The 19,291-nt window shown below is 69.1% G+C and carries 13 protein-coding genes; 3 read left to right on the forward strand and 10 right to left on the reverse strand.

Annotation, left to right across the window (positions count from 1 at the left end; genetic code table 11):
• Positions 1 to 7: 7 nt before the first annotated feature.
• From GGQ87_RS02475 to lepA, 7 genes are all read right to left on the reverse strand, one after another.
• Positions 8 to 715 (reverse strand): SseB family protein, encoded by a 708-nt coding sequence (locus GGQ87_RS02475; protein ID WP_168045128.1) that lies wholly within the window; start codon positions 713 to 715, stop codon positions 8 to 10.
• A 65-nt stretch (positions 716 to 780) separates the two neighbouring features.
• On the reverse strand, positions 781 to 2,115 hold the full coding sequence (locus GGQ87_RS02480) for an HlyD family type I secretion periplasmic adaptor subunit (protein ID WP_168045129.1): 1,335 nt from the start codon (positions 2,113 to 2,115) through the stop codon (positions 781 to 783).
• 10 nt (positions 2,116 to 2,125) lie between these two features.
• On the reverse strand, positions 2,126 to 3,850 hold the full coding sequence (locus GGQ87_RS02485; protein WP_168045130.1) for a type I secretion system permease/ATPase: 1,725 nt from the start codon (positions 3,848 to 3,850) through the stop codon (positions 2,126 to 2,128).
• Positions 3,851 to 3,926: 76 nt separating this feature from the next.
• A complete protein-coding gene (locus GGQ87_RS02490; protein WP_168045131.1) occupies positions 3,927 to 4,205 on the reverse strand; it encodes a hypothetical protein in 279 nt (92 codons plus the stop codon).
• Positions 4,206 to 4,358: 153 nt separating this feature from the next.
• Positions 4,359 to 5,390 carry a hypothetical protein gene (locus GGQ87_RS02495; RefSeq protein ID WP_168045132.1) on the reverse strand — a complete coding sequence of 344 codons (1,032 nt, stop codon included), beginning with the start codon at positions 5,388 to 5,390 and terminating at the stop codon, positions 4,359 to 4,361.
• 69 nt (positions 5,391 to 5,459) lie between these two features.
• Entirely contained in the window at positions 5,460 to 6,194 is a 735-nt protein-coding gene (locus GGQ87_RS02500) for a Crp/Fnr family transcriptional regulator (protein ID WP_168045133.1), read from the reverse strand.
• A 68-nt stretch (positions 6,195 to 6,262) separates the two neighbouring features.
• On the reverse strand, positions 6,263 to 8,071 hold the full coding sequence (lepA, locus tag GGQ87_RS02505) for a translation elongation factor 4 (RefSeq protein WP_168045134.1): 1,809 nt from the start codon (positions 8,069 to 8,071) through the stop codon (positions 6,263 to 6,265).
• Between the two features lie 231 nt (positions 8,072 to 8,302).
• Here lepA and GGQ87_RS02510 point away from each other — a divergent pair, with 231 nt between their 5' ends.
• Positions 8,303 to 9,466, forward strand: coding sequence for an efflux RND transporter periplasmic adaptor subunit (locus tag GGQ87_RS02510; protein ID WP_342448287.1), 1,164 nt, complete (start codon positions 8,303 to 8,305; stop codon positions 9,464 to 9,466).
• Positions 9,467 to 9,475: 9 nt separating this feature from the next.
• Positions 9,476 to 12,562, forward strand: coding sequence for an efflux RND transporter permease subunit (locus GGQ87_RS02515; protein ID WP_168045135.1), 3,087 nt, complete (start codon positions 9,476 to 9,478; stop codon positions 12,560 to 12,562).
• 71 nt (positions 12,563 to 12,633) lie between these two features.
• On the opposite strand, the gene GGQ87_RS02520 is transcribed toward GGQ87_RS02515, so the two are convergent.
• From GGQ87_RS02520 to nhaA, 3 genes are all read right to left on the reverse strand, one after another.
• Positions 12,634 to 13,212 carry a hypothetical protein gene (locus GGQ87_RS02520; RefSeq protein WP_168045136.1) on the reverse strand — a complete coding sequence of 193 codons (579 nt, stop codon included), beginning with the start codon at positions 13,210 to 13,212 and terminating at the stop codon, positions 12,634 to 12,636.
• Between the two features lie 148 nt (positions 13,213 to 13,360).
• Positions 13,361 to 15,961, reverse strand: coding sequence for a TonB-dependent receptor (locus GGQ87_RS02525; RefSeq protein WP_168045137.1), 2,601 nt, complete (start codon positions 15,959 to 15,961; stop codon positions 13,361 to 13,363).
• A 231-nt stretch (positions 15,962 to 16,192) separates the two neighbouring features.
• Positions 16,193 to 17,401 (reverse strand): Na+/H+ antiporter NhaA, encoded by a 1,209-nt coding sequence (gene nhaA, locus GGQ87_RS02530; RefSeq protein ID WP_168045138.1) that lies wholly within the window; start codon positions 17,399 to 17,401, stop codon positions 16,193 to 16,195.
• A 233-nt stretch (positions 17,402 to 17,634) separates the two neighbouring features.
• On the opposite strand from nhaA, the gene GGQ87_RS02535 reads away from it, so the two are divergent.
• Complete coding sequence (locus GGQ87_RS02535) at positions 17,635 to 19,050, forward strand: protein adenylyltransferase SelO (protein WP_168045139.1); 1,416 nt, start codon at positions 17,635 to 17,637, stop codon at positions 19,048 to 19,050.
• Positions 19,051 to 19,291: the final 241 nt, after the last annotated feature.

Consider the following 19,291-nt stretch of genomic DNA (forward strand, 5'->3'; position numbering starts at 1 on the left):
CGTGGAGTCAGGCTCTGGGCGCGACGATCTCGAGACCGGCGCCGGGAGCCTCGTCCGGCGGGCCCGTGACCACGTCGAGGCGGGCGTCGACCGTCAGGCCGTCGAGGGCGCGGTTCATCAGCACGGGAATGGCCGCGTCGCCGGGGGCGGCGCGGATGTCGAGCAGGAAGCCCTCCTCGCCGTCGTTCCAGCGGGCCAGCGCCAGCCATGCGGCCTTGACGGCGGGGGCGGCGGCGAGCTCGCGGGTCAGGGCCTCGACCAGACCGGGCGGCGTGGTGGCGGGCCTGGCCACCTGGGTCGGGAAGCGCTGGCCGGGGGCGGGGTTGGGACGGCCGATCAGCATGGCCATGGCGTCGGGGCTCCAGCGCACGCCGTAGCCGTGACCGGGATTGAGCACCGCCGGGTTCTCGCGGATGGCCTCGAGCAGGGCGCGGCCGGTATGGGCGACGGGGGCAGCGTCGGGGCCCATGACCTGCGTCGCCCGCTCGCGCGCGGTAAAGACGGCGGTGGCGGCGCGGCCGTCCTTCTGGGTGGCGGTGCGCAGGCGCATCTCGTCGGCGGCGGTCGGGCCGGGAGCCGGGAGGACCCACAGCTGCGCGTCGGCCACGGCGGCCTCGAAGGCGGCGCGCTCGGCCGGGCCGCCCGAGGTGGCGGCGATCAGCAGGCGTTCGAGATCGTTGAGCGGCTCGAAGGCGGGCCGGGCTGCGTCGGTCATTGTGCGGTCCTCACGGGGCTGTCCCGGCGGGGATAGCGCAGGAGGCGGCGGCGGTCGACCGGCGGCTATTCCTCGCGGCCGGCGCGGCTGAAGGCGTCGAGCAGCGGGGCGAACAGATAGTCCAGCAGGCTGCGGTCCTTCGTCCGGATGTTGATGCTGGCGGGCAGGCCGGCGGTCAGGGTCAGGTCGTCGCCGCGGATATCCTGCGCGTCGAGGGCGATATAGGCCAGGTAGTAGCCGGCGCCGGTGGCGGGATCGGTCAGGCGGTCGGCCGACAGGGTGGTGACGACGCCGCCGACCTTGGACGGGCCGCGCGGATGGACGGTGGTGAAGCGGACGTCGGCGCGCGAGCCGACCCGGACGTCGTCGATGTCTTCCGGCTTGATCCGGGCCTCGACCACATAGGCGCGGCCCTCGGGCAGCAGGTCCATGATCTTCTGTCCGGGCGACAGGATGGAGCCGGGGGCGAAGCGGGACAGGTCGACGACGGCGCCGGCGACGGGGGCGCGGACGACGTCGCGCTCGGCGTTGTAGCGGGCCACGGCGAGCTGCGGATTGACCTGCTGCAGCTGGGACTGGACGAGGCGCAGCTGTTCGACGACCTCGCCGGTGCGGGCCTCGTCGGCGCGGGCGGCGACCAGTTCGGCCTCGGCGGCGCGCGCGGCCCCGGAGATGGCCTGGGCCTCCAGGTCAACGCGGGTGCGCTCCAGTTCGAACAGCACGCTCTTGGGCGCGAAGCCGCGGGCGTAGAGCGAGCGCATGCCGCGCACCTGCTCGTTCAGATAAGCCAGCTGCTGGCGGGGGCTGTCGGCCTCGGACTTCGCCTGGCGGACGCGGGCCTGATAGATGGCGCGGTCGGCGTCGAAGACCCGCTTGCGGCTGGTGAACAGGGCGGTCTGGTTGGCCATGACCTGCTGCACGCCCGGATCGGACTGGCGGGCCAGCAGGTCGGAGGGGAAGGGAATGGCCTCGAGGTTATCGCGCTCGGCGACGAGCCGGGCCTCGGCGGCGCGCAGGCCGTCCTTCTGCGCCTGGGACTGCTGATAGCGGCCGCCGGCGGACAGGCCGTTCATGCGCACGAGGATCTGGCCGGCGCCCACCTTCTGGCCCTCGCGCACCAGCACCTGATCGACCACGCCGCCGTTGAGGGTCTGCAGCGACTGGCGGTTGCCGGCGACGGTGACCACGCCGCTGGCGACGGCCGCGCCCGACAGGGGGGCGAAGGCGCCCCACAGCAGCAGGAGGCCGAAGAACAGCAGCATGACGATCAGGCCGATGCGCACCACGCGGCGGGAATCGTCGAGCGCGCCCTCGGGCCCCGACACGCCCTTGCGGTAGCGGTCGAGCCAGTCGAGCGGCATGCGGCGGGCGATGCGGTCGGGATCGATGTGCAGCTTCATCCCGGATCCCTCACGACGGCTGGGCGAAATGCTCGACCGTCTCGGTCGGCACCTGCTCGATGACGGCGCGGCGCGGGCCGTCCAGCTCCAGTTCGCCCTTGCTGAGCATCAGGACGCGGTCGACGTGGGCGAGCGGATTGAGGCGGTGGGCGACGATGACGATGGTCGTCCCGGTGCGGCGCAAGGCCTTGAGCGCCTCCTCCAGCGCCTCGTCGCCCTCGGCGTCCAGGTGGGCGTTGGGCTCGTCGAGGACCAGCAGGCGGGGCGAGCCGAACAGGGCGCGGGCCAGGGCCACGCGCTGGCGCTGGCCGCCGGACAGGCCGGCCCCGCCCTCGCCCACCACGGTGTCGTAGCCGTCGGGCAGGTCGAGGATCATGTCGTGGACCTTGGCGCGTTTGGCCGCCTCGATGATCGACTTGTCGCTGCACTCCTGGAAGCGGCCGATGTTGTCGCGGATGGTGCCGGGGAAGAGGCCGACGTTCTGGGGCAGGAAGCCGATCTGCCGCGCCAGCGCCGGGGCGGTCCAGCGGCTGGTCGGCAGGCCGCCGATGGCCACCTTGCCCTTGGTCGGCAGGGAGGCGGCGACGATCAGCCGGGCGAGGCAGCTCTTGCCCGCGCCGCTGGCGCCGACGACCCCGACGGTCTCGCCGCTGGCGATGGTCAGGCTGATGTCGCGCAGGGCGGGCCGGTTGGCTGCGCCGGGGACGAAGGTGACGCGCTCGAGGGTTACCGAGGCGTCGGCGGGCGCGACCCGCGTCGGCCGGCCCGGCGGCGGGGCGGCGCTGAGCACGCGTTGGACGTTGCGGCCCGCGTTGAGCGCCAGCGCCATCTGCCGCCAGCCGATCACCGCTTGCTCCAGCGGCGACAGGGCGCGGCCCAGCAGCAGGCTGGCGGCGAAGATGCTGGCCGGCAGGATCGATCCCCGGATCACCAGCAGGGCGCCGACCGCCAGCACGCAGCCCTGCAGCACCAGCCGGCAGAAGCGGATGAAGGCCGACAGGTCGGCGGCGCGGTCGCTGCCGCCGCTCTGCTTGACCATCATGTCGTCGCGATCGATCTGCCAGCGCGAGCGCAGGGCGTCCTCCATGCCCATGGCGTGGATGGGATCGGCGAAGCGGACGACGCTGTCGGCGAAGGCGTAGCTGCGGGCGGCCGCCGCGCTGGCCTCGGCCGCATCCTCGCGCGTCAGGGCGTCGTTGATGAAGGCGAGGCTGAGCAGAAGGGCGGCGCCGAGAACGCCGAGCAGGCCGATCAGCGGGTGCAGCAGAAACAGGACCAGCAGAAACAGCGGCGACCACGGGGCGTCGAAGAACAGTTGGGCCGCGGGTCCGGCCATGGCGCCGCGGAAGGCATCAAGGTCGCGGATCGGCTGGGCGTTGCGCAGCGGCGGCCCCTTCGACAGCGTGGAATCGACGACGGCCTGGAATAGGCGGGGCGCGAGAATGCGGTTGAGGCGCGCGGCGGCCCGGACGAGCACGCGGGCGCGGATGGCGTCGAGCACCACCATGGTGACCAGCGCGATCAGCAGGGCGAAGCTGAGGGCGATCAGGGTGGGGATGCTGCCGCTGGGAATGACGCGGTTGTAGATCTGCAGCAGGAAAAGCGGAGAGGCCAAAAACAGCAGGTTCACGCCGCCGGCGAAGGCCACGGCCGTCCAGAACAACGGCAAACACGCGCGAAGCGCGGTGGCGAATTCGTCCTTGGGGGCCTCTCGGGCCGATGGGGTTGCGGGCATTCGCTATCGGCCTTCAGGGAGGCGCATCGGAAAAAGGGGGCGGGGACGGCCGGAGCCGCCCCCGTCAGAGCGGTCGTCAGAGGACGCCGCCGCCTTCGTCGTCCGTGTCGGACATGCTGTCGGACGAGTTGCTGCTCGAGCCGCCCAGCAGGCTGTCGGTGTCGAGGTTCGTGCCGAACGAGCCCGAGTCATGCGAGCTGGAGGTCTCGCCGTCCTCGTTCATGTCTTCGCTGTTGGTTTCATAGTCGACGCCCAGATCCGTCACCGAATCCAGCACGCCGGCAGCCGAGGAATCGTTGTTCGAGCTTTGCTCGGACTCTTCACCGCCGCCAAAGACGTTGTTCAGGATAGCCATTGTCGTATCTCCTATTCAGTTGATGCGACTTCACCGTCTTGCCAGATGTGTATGAATGTCGGTGGTCGCAGCCACTAAACTGATAGTGATTATCGCCGTTCCAACTAAGCCATTAATCTTATTTGACATTATCATTTGTTATGAACAACTGATCTAAAGGCCAAGGTCGAGCCCGTCATCAGTCAAGCTGTGGTCAGAGCCATCGTCGTCCGACCCGCCCAGCAGGCCGGAAACGGCGTCGGTCAGGTCCTCGCCGCCCCCCACGGAGCCGGCGTCCACGACCGCTTTCGCGGGATCGAACAGGCCCGCGAGGAAGCCGTTGGACGCGCCCGAACTGATCACCGGGTCCAGGTCCGGCAGTTGTTCGGCGAGGCCTGACGTAACGTCGTGTGGCAGGCTGGACGCCACGTCCGGCAGCGAGTCGGTCAACGCGTCGACCGCGCCGAGCTCCGACACGGCGTCCTCTACCCCGGCGAGCGACACGGCCGGCAGGTCCGCCACCTCGCCTGCCGCCGATGTCAGCGCCGCCTGCGCGCCGCCCAGCACGCCGGTGACGGAGGTCAGGGCGTCGTCCACCCGGTCGAGAGCGCCGTCGAGCGCCTCACCCGGATCGCGCAGCCCGTCCGTGAAGTCGCCGAGCCCGTCGCCCAGCCCTGCGCTCCCATCGGTCACGCGCGAGGCCGCCCCCTCCAGCCCGGCGGAGGTGTCGGTCGAGCCGCCGACGGTGATCTCGCCTTCGCGCGAATGCTGTCCGCCCTCGTGGTCGGTCCAGTCCGCCCGTCCGCCGAGCGTCATCTCGCCTTCATGATCGAGGTCGCCGCCGATGCGGCCGTCACGCGCGGAGGATTGACCGTCGTCCCCCTCCCCTGCCGCCACCGGTCCCGGCGCGACCGACGAGGCCGGGGCCGACGCGCCTCCGCCGGCGGTCCCCTCCCCGCCGCCTGAGCCTTCGTCGGATGTCGGCCGCTCGTGCCCGGACGCCGGAGCCGGCGCCGCGCGCGCCGAGCCGCCGCCCGCGTCGACCGCGCCCTGGCTGTCCTGATCGGGGTCGGGCCGGCTCGCGTCGGGCGCCGTCTGCTGCTCGACCGGCGTGCCGCCCGAGCGGCTGAGGTCCGCCGACTGGCTCCCGGACGACAGGGCCTTGTTGTCGTTGCGGTACAGATTGTCGGATTGGGTGTCGGACATGCGCAGGCGCCTCTTGAAATGGCATCTGGCGGGGCTTCAAACGCGCGGCGTCCGATTTGTTCCCGCGGCTCAGATCGCCTCGGCGTAGGGCTGGGCCGTGGCCTCGAAGCTGGACAGGGTCTTCAGCTGGTCGACCGCGAGGAACTCCACCCGCCCGCTGCCGATCTCCGCCAGCCCCTCGCGCCGCAGCTGCTGCACCGTGCGGTTCACATGCACCACGCTGAGCCCCAGCGCCGCCGCCAGATCCTCCTGCGTCAGCGGCATTTCGAAGCCGCGCTCGTCCGCCAGCCCGACCGTCTTCAGCCGGGCGTGCAGCTCCAACATCAGGCTGACGACCCGCTCCAGCGCCGTCTGTCGCCCCAGACGCACGACCTGGTCCAGCAGCCGCATCTCGTCATGGCGCGAGGCCAGGGTCAGGGCCTCCCACAGGCCGGGGTTCTCCTGGCCCCCGCCGCGGATCACCGGCCACAGCGACTGGGCGTTGGCCGTCTTCACCGCCGTGATGGCGATGGTCGAGGACAGGGCCCGCGGCTTCGGCCGCCAGCACAGGCCGATGAAGTCGCCCGGCACGACGATGGCGAACACCTGCTGGCGCCCGTTCGGCAGGGTGCGCGTCCGCCACGCCCAGCCCGACAGCAGCAGGTGCGGATTGACGATGGCCTGCTGCTGCTGGAGCAGCACCGACCCCGCCGGATAGGTCACCGCCCGCCCCGGCACGCCCGCGACCAGCGCCCGGTCGTCGGGTTGAAGCTCCGAAAGGCTGTGCAGCCGATGGACCGCCGCCTCAGCCGTGATTTCCCGCATCCAGAGCTCCCGTGTCGCGGGCTGGTTAACCGCGGAACCCCGGTTTGTGTTTCAGCGCGACGGTGGGCTCAATCCTCGTCCATCTTCAGCGCCGCGATGAAGGCTTCCTGCGGGATCTCGACCTTCCCGAACTGCCTCATCCGCTTCTTCCCGGCCTTCTGCTTCTCGAGGAGCTTCTTCTTTCGGGTGGCGTCGCCGCCGTAGCATTTCGAGGTCACGTCCTTGCGCAGCGCACGGACGGTCTCGCGGGCGATGATCTTGCCGCCGATGGCGGCCTGGATGGGGATCTGGAAGAGGTGGGGCGGGATGAGCTCCTTCATCTTCTCGACCATGCCGCGGCCGCGGGTCTCGGCGCGGTTGCGGTGGACCAGCATGGACAGGGCGTCGACCGGCTCGGAATTGACCAGGATGCTCATCTTCACGAGGTCGCCGTTCTTGTAGTCGGTCAGCTCGTAGTCGAAGGAGGCGTAGCCCTTGGAGATGGATTTCAGGCGGTCGTAGAAGTCGAAGACGACCTCGTTGAGGGGGAGTTCGTAGACCACGAGGGCGCGGGAGCCGACGTAGCTGAGCTCCTTCTGCTCGCCGCGGCGGTCCTGGCACAGCTTGATGACTCCGCCGAGGTATTCGTCGGGGGTCAGGATGGTCGCCTTGATCCACGGCTCGGCGATGTCGATGATCTGCATCACGTCGGGCAGGTCGGCCGGGTTGTGCAGGTCGATCTCGGAGCCGTCTCGCAGCTTGATCTTGTAGACCACCGAGGGGGCGGTCGCGATCAGGTCGAGGTTGAACTCGCGACTGAGGCGCTCCTGGATGATCTCGAGGTGGAGCAGGCCGAGGAAGCCGCAGCGGAAGCCGAAGCCGAGGGCGGCGCTGGATTCCATCTCATAGGTGAAGGAGGCGTCGTTCAGGCGCAGGCGGCCGATGGCGGCGCGCAGGTCCTCGAAGTCGGCGGCGTCGACGGGGAAGAGGCCGCAGAAGACCACGGACTGGACTTCCTTGAAGCCCTTGAGCGGTTCGGCGGTGGGCTTCTTCTCGTCGGTGATGGTGTCGCCGACGGCGGCGTGGGCGACTTCCTTGATCTGGGCGGTGATGAAGCCGACCTCGCCCGGGCCGAGGCTCTCGACCGGCGTGTTCTTGGGCAGGAAGACGCCGACGCGGTCGATCAGGTGGGTCGAGCCGTTGCGCATCATCTTGACGCGCTGGCCAGCCTTGAGCGTGCCGTCGAAGACGCGGACGAGGACGACGACGCCGAGGTAGGGATCGTACCAGGCGTCGACCAGCATGGCCTTGAGCGGGGCGTCGGGGTCGCCCTTGGGCGCCGGCAGGCGGGTGACGATGGCTTCGAGCACATCCTCGATGCCGATGCCGGACTTGGCCGAGCACATGACGGCGTCGGAGGCGTCGATGCCGATGACGTCCTCGATCTGTTCGCGCACGCGCTCGGGCTCGGCGGCCGGCAGGTCGATCTTGTTGAGGACCGGGACGATCTCGTGGTTGTTGTCGATGGCCTGGTAGACGTTGGCCAGGGTCTGGGCCTCGACGCCCTGCGAGGCGTCGACGACCAGCAGGGAGCCCTCGCAGGCGGCCAGCGAGCGGCTGACCTCATAGGCGAAGTCGACGTGGCCGGGCGTGTCCATCAGGTTCAGGACGTAGTCGAGCCCGTCCTTCGCCGTGTAGTGCAGGCGCACGGTCTGCGCCTTGATGGTGATGCCCCGCTCCTTCTCGATGTCCATGTTGTCGAGCACCTGGGCGCTCATCTCGCGCGCGGTGAGGCCGCCGGTCACCTGGATCAGGCGGTCGGACAGGGTCGACTTGCCGTGGTCGATGTGCGCGACCACGCTGAAATTTCTGATGCGTTCGATGGGAGGGGTCGTCATGGTCGCGCCGGTAGCACGGCGGGGCCGGATCGCCAACGCGGGCGGCGATCCCGCAGGCCTCCGGCGGGCTCCGCTACTGTTTTTGTGGCGGATTACATCGGCGTAAGGCCGTCGATTGGCGTTTGAGAAGAGGCCCTGAAACGTCTATTCAACGGCGGATGACAAGGCGCGCCGGATCGGCGGCCGAACGACAGGCGCGCGGCTCCCCTCCGCGCGGCATGGGGATCAGACGTGCAGAACACGATGCGGAACAGCTGGGCCGGCGCGGCCGCCATGACCCTGGCCCTGACGGCGACCCTGACCGTGGCCGCCTGCGGCGGCGGCGAGAAGGGTGAGAAGAAGGCCGAGACCAAGGCCGGCGGCGCGGGCGCGAGCAGCCTGACCGTCAGCGTCGCGACCGCCACGCTGCAGAACCTGCCCCGGACGGTGACGGCCTCGGGCAGCGTCTCGGCCTGGGAAGAGGTGCCTGTCGGCGCCGAAACCGGCGGCCTGACGGCGACCGGCGTGTTCGTGGACGAGGGCAGCTATGTCCGGCAGGGCCAGCCGCTGGTGCAGATGAACCCCGCCCTGCTGCAGGCCCAGCTGCGGCAGCAGCAGGCGGCTGTGCAGACGGCCGAGGCCAATGCGGCGCGCGACGATGCGGCGCTGGGACGGGCGCAGGAACTAAAGGAGCGCGGCTTCCTCAGCCAGGCGGGGCTGGACACGGCCCTGGCCAACCAGCGGGCGTCACAGGCCAATGTGGCGGCGGCGCGGGCGTCGCTGTCGGAGACCCGCACCCGGTTGTCGCAGGCCACCATCAAGGCGCCGGTTTCGGGTCTGGTGATCAGCCGCAGCGTGACCCGGGGGCAGATCATCTCGCCCGGAACGGAGCTGTTCCGCATCGTTCGCGACGGCCGGCTGGAGCTGGACGCGCAGGTGCCGGAGACGGAGCTGCGGCTGGTCCGCGCCGGCCAGAGCGCCGTGATCTCGTCCGATCAGGTCGGGGAGACGACGGGGACCGTCCGGATCGTGACGCCCGAGGTGAACCCCGAGAACCGGCTGGGCGTGGCCCGCATCGCCCTGCGCGGCGGCGGCTTCCGTCCGGGCATGTTCGCCCGCGCCCGGATCGAGGTCGGGGCCCAGCCGGCCGTGACCGTGCCGACGGCCTCCGTGCTGTACCGCGAGAACCGTGCGGGGGTGTTCGTGATGGGGACCGACGGACGGGCGCATTTCCGGCCCGTGACGGTGCTGTCGCGCGCCGCCGATCGCACCGCCGTGAGCGGCATCGAGGCCGGGGTCCGGGTCGTGGTCGAGGGGGCGGGCTTCCTCGGCGAAGGTGACCGGGTGAACGTTGCCGCCGCCCGTCCGGCCGCAGCCCCGGCGCGCGCGCCGGCCGCCGCTCCCGCGAAGAAATAGGCCGCGACGATGAAGAACATCTCGTCCTGGTCGATCAGGAATCCGATCCCGATCATCCTCATGTTCGTGCTGCTGACGCTGGCGGGCGTCAACGGCTTCATGGGGATGCGGATCAACAACAATCCGGACATCGACTTCCCGCTGGTGCTGGTCGCCGCGGGCCGTCCGGGCGCGGCCCCCAGCGAGATGGAAGTTCAGGTCACCCGGCTGATCGAGGACTCCCTCTCCGGCCTTTCGGGAGTTCGCCACATCAGTTCGCAGATCACCGACGGCTCGTCGGTGACCACCATCGAGTTCGAGCTGGGCACGGATACGGAGCGGGCGACCAACGACGTCCGCAACGCCATGAGCGGCCTGCGCGCGGACCTGCCGCAGGACATGCAGGAGCCGGGCGTCCAGCGGATCGACATCACCGGCGACGCCCTGATCACCTGGGTCGTGCGGTCGTCGACGATGACGCCGGAAGAGCTGAGCTGGTTCATCGACAACGAGGTCAGCCGGTCGCTGCTGGCCATCGGCGGCGTCGGCGAGGTCAACCGCTCGGGCGGCGTGGACCGCGAGATCCGGGTCGAACTGGATCCGGACCGACTCGCCTCCTACGGCCTCACGGCCGCCTCCGTCAGCCAGGCGCTGACGGCGGTCAACAGCGACCTGCCGGGCGGGCGGGTGACCATTTCGGGGTCCGAGCGGTCGATCCGCACCCTCGGCGCCGCCGGCTCGATCGAGCAGTTGCGCGAGACGCTGGTGCCGCTGGGCGGCGGGCGTTCGGTGCGTCTGGGCGACCTCGGCACGGTCGAGGACCACTGGAGCGAGCCGCGCCGTCTGGCCCGGTACAACGGGCAGGAAGCCGTCACCTTCAACTTCCTGCGCTCGCGGACGGCCAGCGAGGTCAAGGTGGCCGAGCGGGTGCGCGAACGCGTGCTCGAGATCGACGCGGCCCATCCGGAACTGACCATCGAACAGGTCACGGCCAGCGTCGAATACATCGAGGAGAGCTACATCGCCTCCTTGGAGGCCCTGCTGCTGGGCGCCGTGCTGGCGGTCGTGGTGGTGTTCATCTTCCTGCGCGACTGGCGGGCGACCTTCATCACCGCCATGGCCATGCCGCTGTCGCTGATCCCGGCGTTCGCCATTCTCGGGCCGCTGGACCAGTCGCTGAACGTGGTGACCCTACTGGCGCTGTCGCTGACGGTCGGCATCCTCGTCGACGACGCGATCGTGGAGATCGAGAACATCGTCCGGCACATGCGGGACGGGAAGTCGCCCTACAATGCCTCAATGGAGGCGGCGGACGAGATCGGCCTCGCCGTCGTCGCCACCACGGCCACCATCCTCGCGGTGTTCGCGCCGGTTGGCTTCATGCCGGGCATCATCGGCCAGTTCTTCAAGGCCTTCGCCCTCGCCGCCTGCGTCTCGGTGGCCTTCTCGCTGGTCGTGGCGCGGACGCTGACGCCGCTGATGGCCGCCTATCTGCTGAAGCACCACAAGCACGAGGACCGGGATCCGTTCTGGATGGGCGGCTATCTGAAGTCGCTGCGCTGGTCGCTGGGGAACCGGTGGAAGGTGTTCGCCCTGGGCACCCTCCTGTTCGTCGGCTGCATCGTCCTGGCCACCAAGGTGCCGTTCGAATTCTCGCCGTCGGGCGACCAGTCGCGGGCGGCCTTCTCCGTCGAGCTGCCGCCGGGCGCGACCCTGCGCCAGACGGACGCCGTCGTGCAGCGGATCACCCGTGACCTGCAGCAACGGCCGGAGGTCACCTCGGTCTATGCGGCGGTCGGCGGACAGGACGTCAATCAGGCCAACGTCTACGCCGACATGGTCGACAAGGGCGAACGGTCGATCAGCCAGCAGGACTTCCAGCGCGAGATGGTCGACGGCTGGAAGTCGATTCCGGGCGCCCGCATCGGCTCCGGCGCCGCCCAGCAGGGGGGCGGGCCGTCGGACGGCACCAGCTACACCTTCGCCATCCTGAGCGACAATCCGGTCGCCCTGCAGGCTGCGGCGCGCAAGATCGAGGCCGAGATGCGGACGGTTCCGGGTCTGGCCAATGTCGTCAACACCGCCTCGATCGCGCGGCCTGAAATCCTCGTCGTTCCCCGGCCGGATCAGGCCGCGCTGATGGGCGTGTCGACGCGCGACATCTCGCAGACGATCCGCGTGGCCACCATCGGCGACGTGGCGCAGAACCTGCCCAAATACAATCTGGGCGACCGGCAGGTGCCGATCCGGCTGCAGCTGACCGCCGACGCCCGTGAGGATCTGGCGGTGCTGGAGAACCTGCGCGTGCCGACCAGCACCGGCGGCGCCGTGCCGCTGAGCGCCGTGGCCGATATCCAGTTTGGAGCGGGACCATCGCAGGTGCTGCGGCAGGACCGGGCCCGGATCGCCTCGATCACGGCCGAACTTGACGGCATCCGCTCCGGCGAGGCCGATGCGCTGGTGCAGGCGCTGCCGTCGGTCAAGAACCTGCCGGCGGGCGTGTCCAAGACCCCGGCGGGCGATCAGGAGTTCATCCAGGAGATGATCACCGGCTTCGCAGTCGCCTTCGCCACGGGCATCCTGCTGATGTACGCCGTGCTGGTGCTGCTGTTCCGCAGCTTCGCCTATCCGGTGACCATCATGGCCTCGCTGCCGCTGGCCATCGGCGGGGCCTTCGTGGCGCTGATGATCGGTCAGTCCAGCTTCTCGATCTCGTCGCTGATCGGGGTGCTGATGCTGATGGGCATCGCGGCCAAGAACTCCATCCTGCTGGTCGACTATATCGTCATGGCCGAGAAGGACGGGATGACCCGGTTCGAGGCCATCATGGACGCCGCGCACAAGCGGGCGCGGCCGATTCTGATGACGACCTTCGCCATGGGCGCCGGCATGATGCCGGTGGCCGTCGGCTGGGGCGCGGACGTCGAGTTCCGGCAGCCGATGGCCATCGCCGTGGTCGGGGGGCTGATCTCGTCGACCTTCCTGTCGCTGCTGTTCATCCCGCCGATCTTCACCATCGTGGACGACATCGCCGGCTTCTTCGGCCGTCACATGGGCAAGATGTTCGCCAGCCAGCGGAACGAGCCGAACCGTCAGGAACCGGCGCCGGCGGAGTAGGCGGGGCAGGAAGCGGAAGAGACAAGCGTCCACTTCAGCGCCCTTTCCGCCCTCAACGCACCAGTCGGTCGTCAGGGAGAGCAGTGCCCTGCAGATCGCGACGCCTGAATGTATTCGAAGTTTATGATGTCTGCCGCGCGGATGCGGTGGTCGACGACACTTGGCTGATTGGTCTCGACGCAGACCCTTGCGCCACTAAGCACAATGCGCGTGATTGGAAGACCGTCGGCCGCCGCGAGGGCGTTCGTGTCCAGGCCGAACTGGATCAGGTCAACGTCCGCGACGAGCCCCGTGTAGGTTATGGACCCGGTTCCGGCCTGAGGCTCGGACCGTGCGGAGGCGAAGCAACGCCGGAGTTCGGTATCGGCCCCAGCCCGGCCGATAGGGATCGCTTTACCCGCCTCAACTCCCTCGGGGGCAACGCAAGGCGCGCCTTGGGAGGGAAGAAACAGGAGCGTGTCGGTTCCCGTGAAGCAGGTGCTTCCTCCAACCCGTGCATTCAGGTCGAAGAGCGCCATCGGGGCGGGGAGCCGGGCAAGTTCGTATCGACACAGGCCCTGACCCCCGCCCACGTCCACGATCTTCTCCCTTCCCGCGAGGCAAGCGGCGGTCGAGACCGCCAACACGAGAGAGATCAGATGCCGTCGCACGCAGGCGCTCCTCGGTTTGTGGCAGGGTCTCCGCTTGCGGAACGAGGTGCAACGACCACTTTGACCCCGGTTCCCTCACACCAGCAAAAACAAAACCGGCCGGGGTCGCCCCCGGCCGGTTCCTTCGTTTCGCCTGTCAGCGAAGCGATCAGTATTTGAAGCGCAGGGTCGCGCCGTAGGTCCGCGGCGCGCCGAGGAAGGCGTCGTAGGTCTGGGTGTCCAGCGCCGGGTTGTAGTAGGTGCCGTTCGGCTGGACCGTGGTCTGGAACGCCGAGCCTTGCAGCGGGGCGTTGTAGGCGACCTGGATGTATTCCTCGTCGGTCAGGTTCTGGACCCAGAACTCGGCCGTCCAGCGTTCGTCCGCGCTGCCCACCATGAAGCGACCGTTCAGCGTCGTGAACGCGTCCTGCTGCTTGTAGGGGATCAGATCGGAGCCGGTGTTGTAGTCGCTCATATATTTGCCGGCGAGGCTGAAGCCGACGCGGACGTCGTCGCCGATGTTGCGGTCGAAGTTGATCGACAGCGTGCCCGACCATTCCGGAGCGAAGGACGCCGTGGCCCCCGGAAGCAGCGAGAGCTGCGGGAAGTTGCCCGGGTTGGCCAGGTCGGCGGCGGTGAAGTCGCCGTACTCGGCCTTGGTGTAGGTGACGCCGCCCTGGAAGCTCAGGCCTTCAACCGGCGAGAACCACAGGAAGTCGGCGTCGACGCCGCGCGACGTCAGTTCGGGGATCGATTCCACCACGAAGGCGGTGCCGAGGAAGGTGTTGAGCTGGAAGTCCTCGAAGGTCTGGTCGAAGTAGGTGGCGTTCAGCAGCAGGGTGCGGTCCAGCAGCGTCATCTTCACGCCGGCTTCGTAGCTGTCCACGACTTCCGAGGGGAACAGCAGCGAGGCGGTCGGGGTGATGCCGCTCTGCACGCGGTCAAGGTTGTAGCCGAAGCTCTTGTAGCCGCGGGCGTAGGACACATAGGTCAGGATCGACGGGTTCAGGCGGTAGGACGCCTTGACCGTGCCGCTCAGCTCCGAGTCATCGAACTGCTCGTTGATGTTGCGGTTGTTGAAGGCGGCATTGGCCCACGGCAGGCAGAAGTTGCCAAGGATGGTGGGCGTGGCGGCGCCGAGAACGGCTCCGATCGCGCCCGCGTTGCCCAGGGCGGCGGCGCATGTCGCGCCGTTGCCGTTGGTGTTCCGCTGCGTACCGCGCAGGGTCTTTTCGTCCATCGTGTAACGCAGGCCGACAGTCACATCGAAGGCGTCAGTGACGTGCCAGGTGTCGTTGGTGAACAGGGCGAAGGACGTCGAGCCCTGGTCATACTTGTCCTCGAAGCCCTGACCGACCGTGAAGCCGGGGCCGCCGCCGTTGACTGCGCCGCCGGAGCCCAGGCAGGTGCCGAAGCCGACGGGCGTCTGGGCCGCGCGGGTGTAGCAGCCGATGGTGCTCGGGCTGATCGGCAGGGCCGGGTTCGCCGCGTTCAGGCGCGCGCTGAGCAGGAAGGACAGGAAGGGGGTGTAGTCGGGGCCGAAATACCAGCTGTCGGTCCGGTAGATGTCTTCCTGGGTGACGAAGGCGCCGACCAGCCAGTCGAGGCTGTCGGTGGCCCCGGCGAGGCGGAACTCCTGGGTGGCGTTCTCGACTTCGTAGCCGTAATCGCCGTCCTGGACGCGGTAGGCGATGTCGGCGCCGGTGAAGTCGATGTCCTGGCCGAGGCTGGACGTCCACTTACGCCACGACGAGACCGAGGTCAGGGTCGAACCGCCGAGGAACGACGGCAGGTCGAAGTTGGCCTCGACCGACCAGCCCTTGTCCTCGACTTCCTGACCCGACGAGCGGTTGGCGAAGGCCGTGCGCGAGAAGGGCAGCGGGCCGAAGCCCGGAGCCGGAGGACGCTGGCCCGTGCCGTTGGAGAGACCGTCGACGAAGGGATAGGTCGGGCCGGTGCGGATCTGGGTGCCGACGCAGCAATATTCGTCGCGCGACGAATAGTCGGCGATGAAGCGGACCGAGGTGTTGTCGTTCGGCAGCCACAGCAGCTGGCCGCGGACGGTGCCGAAGTCCTGGTTGTTGTCGTCCGTTTCCGTGCGGGGGCCGTCACCGGTGTCGATGTTCATGAAGCCGTCGCGGAGACGGCGGCCGGCGTAGAGGCGGAAGGCGAGGGTGTCGCTGATCGGGCCGGAGACCGAGCCCGAGGCCGCCATGGCGCCGTAGTTGCCGACCGTCAGTTCGCCGTTGAAGCTGGGCGTGAAGGACGGGGCCTCGGTGATGATGTTGATGACGCCGGCCGAGGTGTTCTTGCCGAACAGCGTGCCTTGCGGGCCCTTCAGGACCTCGATGCGCTGCAGTTCGCCCAGGTCGCCGAAGCCGACCGAGTTGCGCGAGCGGTAGACGCCGTCGATGACCACGCCGACCGAGCTTTCCAGACCGGGGTTGTCGCCGACCGTGCCGACGCCGCGGATACGGGCGGTGGTCGAGGCTTCCGACGAGGTCGAGGTGACCGTCAGGCCGGGGGTCAGGATCTGCAGGTCCTTGATGTCGCGGACGCCGGCGTCCTGCAGGGTTTCCTGAGACAGGGTCGTGACCACGATCGGCACGTCCTGCAGGTTCTGCTCACGCTTCTGGGCCGTGACGATGATGTCGTCGATGGTCGTAGGACCCTGCTGGTCCTGGGCCGCGGCGGCTCCGGCGAAGCCGAAGGCCACGGCGCTGACCACGGCGGCAGACGCAGTGGTGCGAAGAAGGTTGGTAAGGCGCATGGTCGCTCCCCGACATTGCCGGGGCCCGCATGGAACGGGTTGCCGCGGCGTTTCCTGATCCCTGTCCCGCGCCCTTCTTGCGGAGCGCGGAAACTCCAGCATTCGGGGTAATCCAAGCCGGACTCCGCCACAAGCATCCGGGACCGGCGCGGCCTCATTTCGGCCTTGGCGCAAGCCTGACTGTGACGCAAAAGCGACAGATATCGCTGACGCTAGGTCAATATTCACCCACTATTGGGCAGTATCCGCGGCCTCGTCGGCCAAATCTTTGCGCCGTCGGCCAGCAATCGCGAGGACCGCGGCGCCGACGACAGCGGACAGGGCCGAGCCGCCGAGCACGCCCAGCTTGACCTCGATCTGCTGCGGGGAGTCGATCGCGCCGGGGAAGGCCAGCACGCCGATGAACAGGCTCATGGTGAAGCCGACGCCGCACAGCAGGCAGACGCCGTAGAGCTCGGACCAGCTGGCGCCGGTGGGTCGGCGCCCGATCTTCAGAGCCGAGGCCAGCCAGGCCGCGCCGAAGACGCCGATCTGCTTGCCGATAAAGAGGCCCAGCGCGATGCCGATGACGAGAGGGGCGAAGGCCTGTTCCAGCGTCAGGCCGGCGAAGCTGACCCCGGCCTTGGCGAAGGCGAACAGCGGCAGGACCAGATAGGCGACGTAGGGGTGCAGGTCGTGCATCGCCTCCTTGAGCGGGCTCTGCTTGTCGCGGCGGTTGTCGACCGGAACGATGCAGGCGAAGGCCACGGCCGTCAGGGAGGTCGACAGGCCGGACAGGACGGTCAGATACCAGACCAGCGCAAAGCCCAGCACCCAGAAGGGCGCGGGGATCTTGCCGATGCGGGCCGCCACGCCTCCCGCCAGCAGCAGGCCGACGATCCAGACCAGCGGCTGCGAGGCGACGCCGCTGGAGAACAGGGCCGCGATGAGGGCGATGGCTCCGAGATCGTCGACGATGGCGAGGGTCAGCAGGAAGACCCGCAACGACGACGGCAGATTGCGCGCGGCCACCGCGAACACGGCGAGGGCGAAGGCGATGTCGGTGGCCAGGGGGATAGGCCAGCCGCCGTGCGGCCCTCCGGCGAGGCCGGACACCGCCAGATAGACCAGCGCCGGCGCGACCATGCCGCCGATGGCGGCCAGCACGGGCGTGGCCAGCTTCTTCGGATCGCTGAGCTCGCCCCTGAGGATCTCGTATTTGATCTCCAGGCCGACGACGAGGAAGAAGACCGCCATCAGGCCTTCCTTGATCCATTCGGACACCGTGAGCTGGAGCATCAGCGGACCGACCTGGACCACGTGCTCGCTCTTGAGCCAGCCGAAATAGGCGCCGGACAGGGGAGAGTTGGCGACGATCAGGGCGGCGAGGGCGGCAAGGCCCAGCACCGCGCCGGATGCGGCCTCGGTCTTGAGGAAGTCGAGAGTGATCTTGCGCGCCACGGCGGGCCTCCGGGATGAGGGTCTGTCGTGGCGCCCGGTTATCGACGGGCGCCGGACCGGGTTCGCGCCGCGATGAAGCGGGCGCCGGCCTGGCGTGCGACCCTGAAGAAGGGCCGTGCCTGATCTCTTCGGATACAATACGGCGGGGCGGGCGAGGTTCAAGGCGGAAGCCGCCGGAACAGGCGATGGCGGGTGCGGTTGCCCTTGCCCCGACAAGAGGTCATCTGCTGCGCATGCCCCCCTTCCCCGCCTACCGTCCCGAGCCGCGCTTCTTCGAACTGGGTGAGGAATACGGCGATGCCGTCCGGGCGGCGGAGTTTCCGCAGGCGATCCTGCGCTTCCGCAATGACCGGGCGGCGGCGACGGTCGGGCTGGAGACGCTGACGGACGAGGAATGGGTGGCGCATTTCGGCCGGTTCCAGCCGCTGCCGGGCCAGCCGGGGCCGGTGGCGATGCGGTATCACGGGCATCAGTTCCGCACCTACAATCCCGACCTCGGCGACGGGCGGGGGTTCCTTGCGGCGCAGATCCGCGCAGGGGACGGCCGGTTGCTGGATCTCGGCACCAAGGGGTCGGGTCAGACGCCGTGGTCGCGGGGCGCGGACGGACGGCTGACGCTGAAGGGTGGGGTGAGGGAGGTGCTGGCGGCGGAGATGCTGGAGACGCTCGGCGTCCCGACCAGCCGCGCCTTCAGCCTGATCGAGACAGGCGAGGATCTGGAGCGGGGCGACGAACCGTCTCCGACGCGGTCGGCGGTGCTGGTGCGGCTGTCGCACAGCCATGTCCGGTTCGGCACCTTCCAGCGGGCCGCCTATATCCGGAGGCCGGACATGATCGAGGCGCTGGTGGAGCACGCGCGGTCGCTCTACCACCCGACCGTCGCGGCCGGAGACACGCCGGGCTTTCTGCGGGCCGTGGTCGAGGCGTCGGCGCGGCTGACGGCGCGATGGATCGCAGCGGGGTTCGTGCACGGCGTGCTGAACACCGACAATCTGAACGTCACGGGCGAGAGCTTCGACTACGGCCCGTGGCGGTTCCTGCCGCATTACGAGCCGGGGTTCACGGCGGCCTATTTCGACCAGTTCGGCCTCTATGCTTTTGCGCGGCAGCCCGAGGCGGTGTTCTGGGCCCTGACACAGTTGGGCGGAGCGCTGAAGCTGGTCGCCGATGCGGAGCCGCTGACCGAGGCGCTGAACGGGTTCGGCCCGGCCTATATCCGCGAACTGAGGGCGGCGTTTCTGGCGCGGCTGGGCGTCACCAGCCTTGGCGAGGCGGCGGACCAGAGGCTGCTGGATACGACGCTGGCCCTGCTCCGCGAGGGCGGCGAGGCGCTGCGGTGGGAGCCGCTGTTCTTCGACTGGTTCGGCGGCTTTGCGTCGTCCGCGCGGGCGCTCGGCGGGCCAAGGGGCAAGCTGTATCAGGGCGAGGCCTTCGACGCCTTCCGCTTCGCCCTGTTCGAGCACGAGCCGGAGCGGCCTGAGCGGCTGGAGCATCCGATGTTCGCGGCCACGGAGCCGGAAGAGATGCTGATCGACGAGGTCGAGGCGATCTGGGCGACTACCGACGCCGGCGACGACTGGGCGCCGTTCCACGCGAAGATTGAGCGGTTGAGGGCGGCGCGTGAAGCTTGGGGTCTGGCCGGCTGCTGACAGCAGGGTGGCGGCAGCGTGGCGGTAGGAAGGATCGACCGCCTCCCCGCGGCATATCGGACCACGCCGCGTGACCCATCCAGACCCGCACCTGCAGCGTAACTGTCTTAAGGCCCCTGAAACGGACGCCGCATTACAGAGATTTATGAATACGGCCACGCTTTGGCCGTGGGGTCCACGCAGAAGGCGGTCACGGATGGTTACGGTCTCGCTTCGCGCACTTGCGGACAGGCTGATCCGT

It is taken from the genome of Brevundimonas alba (genome assembly GCF_011927945.1).
GTDB lineage: Bacteria > Pseudomonadota > Alphaproteobacteria > Caulobacterales > Caulobacteraceae > Brevundimonas > Brevundimonas alba.

What these genes read in the sequence shown, in the direction of transcription:
- GGQ87_RS02475 (WP_168045128.1), bottom strand. Translation starts at nt 715, where the DNA reads ATGACCGACGCAGCCCGGCCCGCCTTCGAGCCGCTCAACGATCTCGAA.
- GGQ87_RS02480 (WP_168045129.1), bottom strand. Translation starts at nt 2,115, where the DNA reads ATGAAGCTGCACATCGATCCCGACCGCATCGCCCGCCGCATGCCGCTC.
- GGQ87_RS02485 (WP_168045130.1), bottom strand. Translation starts at nt 3,850, where the DNA reads ATGCCCGCAACCCCATCGGCCCGAGAGGCCCCCAAGGACGAATTCGCC.
- GGQ87_RS02490 (WP_168045131.1), bottom strand. Translation starts at nt 4,205, where the DNA reads ATGGCTATCCTGAACAACGTCTTTGGCGGCGGTGAAGAGTCCGAGCAA.
- GGQ87_RS02495 (WP_168045132.1), bottom strand. Translation starts at nt 5,390, where the DNA reads ATGTCCGACACCCAATCCGACAATCTGTACCGCAACGACAACAAGGCC.
- GGQ87_RS02500 (WP_168045133.1), bottom strand. Translation starts at nt 6,194, where the DNA reads ATGCGGGAAATCACGGCTGAGGCGGCGGTCCATCGGCTGCACAGCCTT.
- lepA (WP_168045134.1), bottom strand. Translation starts at nt 8,071, where the DNA reads ATGACGACCCCTCCCATCGAACGCATCAGAAATTTCAGCGTGGTCGCG.
- GGQ87_RS02515 (WP_168045135.1), top strand. Translation starts at nt 9,476, where the DNA reads ATGAAGAACATCTCGTCCTGGTCGATCAGGAATCCGATCCCGATCATC.
- GGQ87_RS02525 (WP_168045137.1), bottom strand. Translation starts at nt 15,961, where the DNA reads ATGCGCCTTACCAACCTTCTTCGCACCACTGCGTCTGCCGCCGTGGTC.
- GGQ87_RS02535 (WP_168045139.1), top strand. Translation starts at nt 17,635, where the DNA reads ATGCCCCCCTTCCCCGCCTACCGTCCCGAGCCGCGCTTCTTCGAACTG.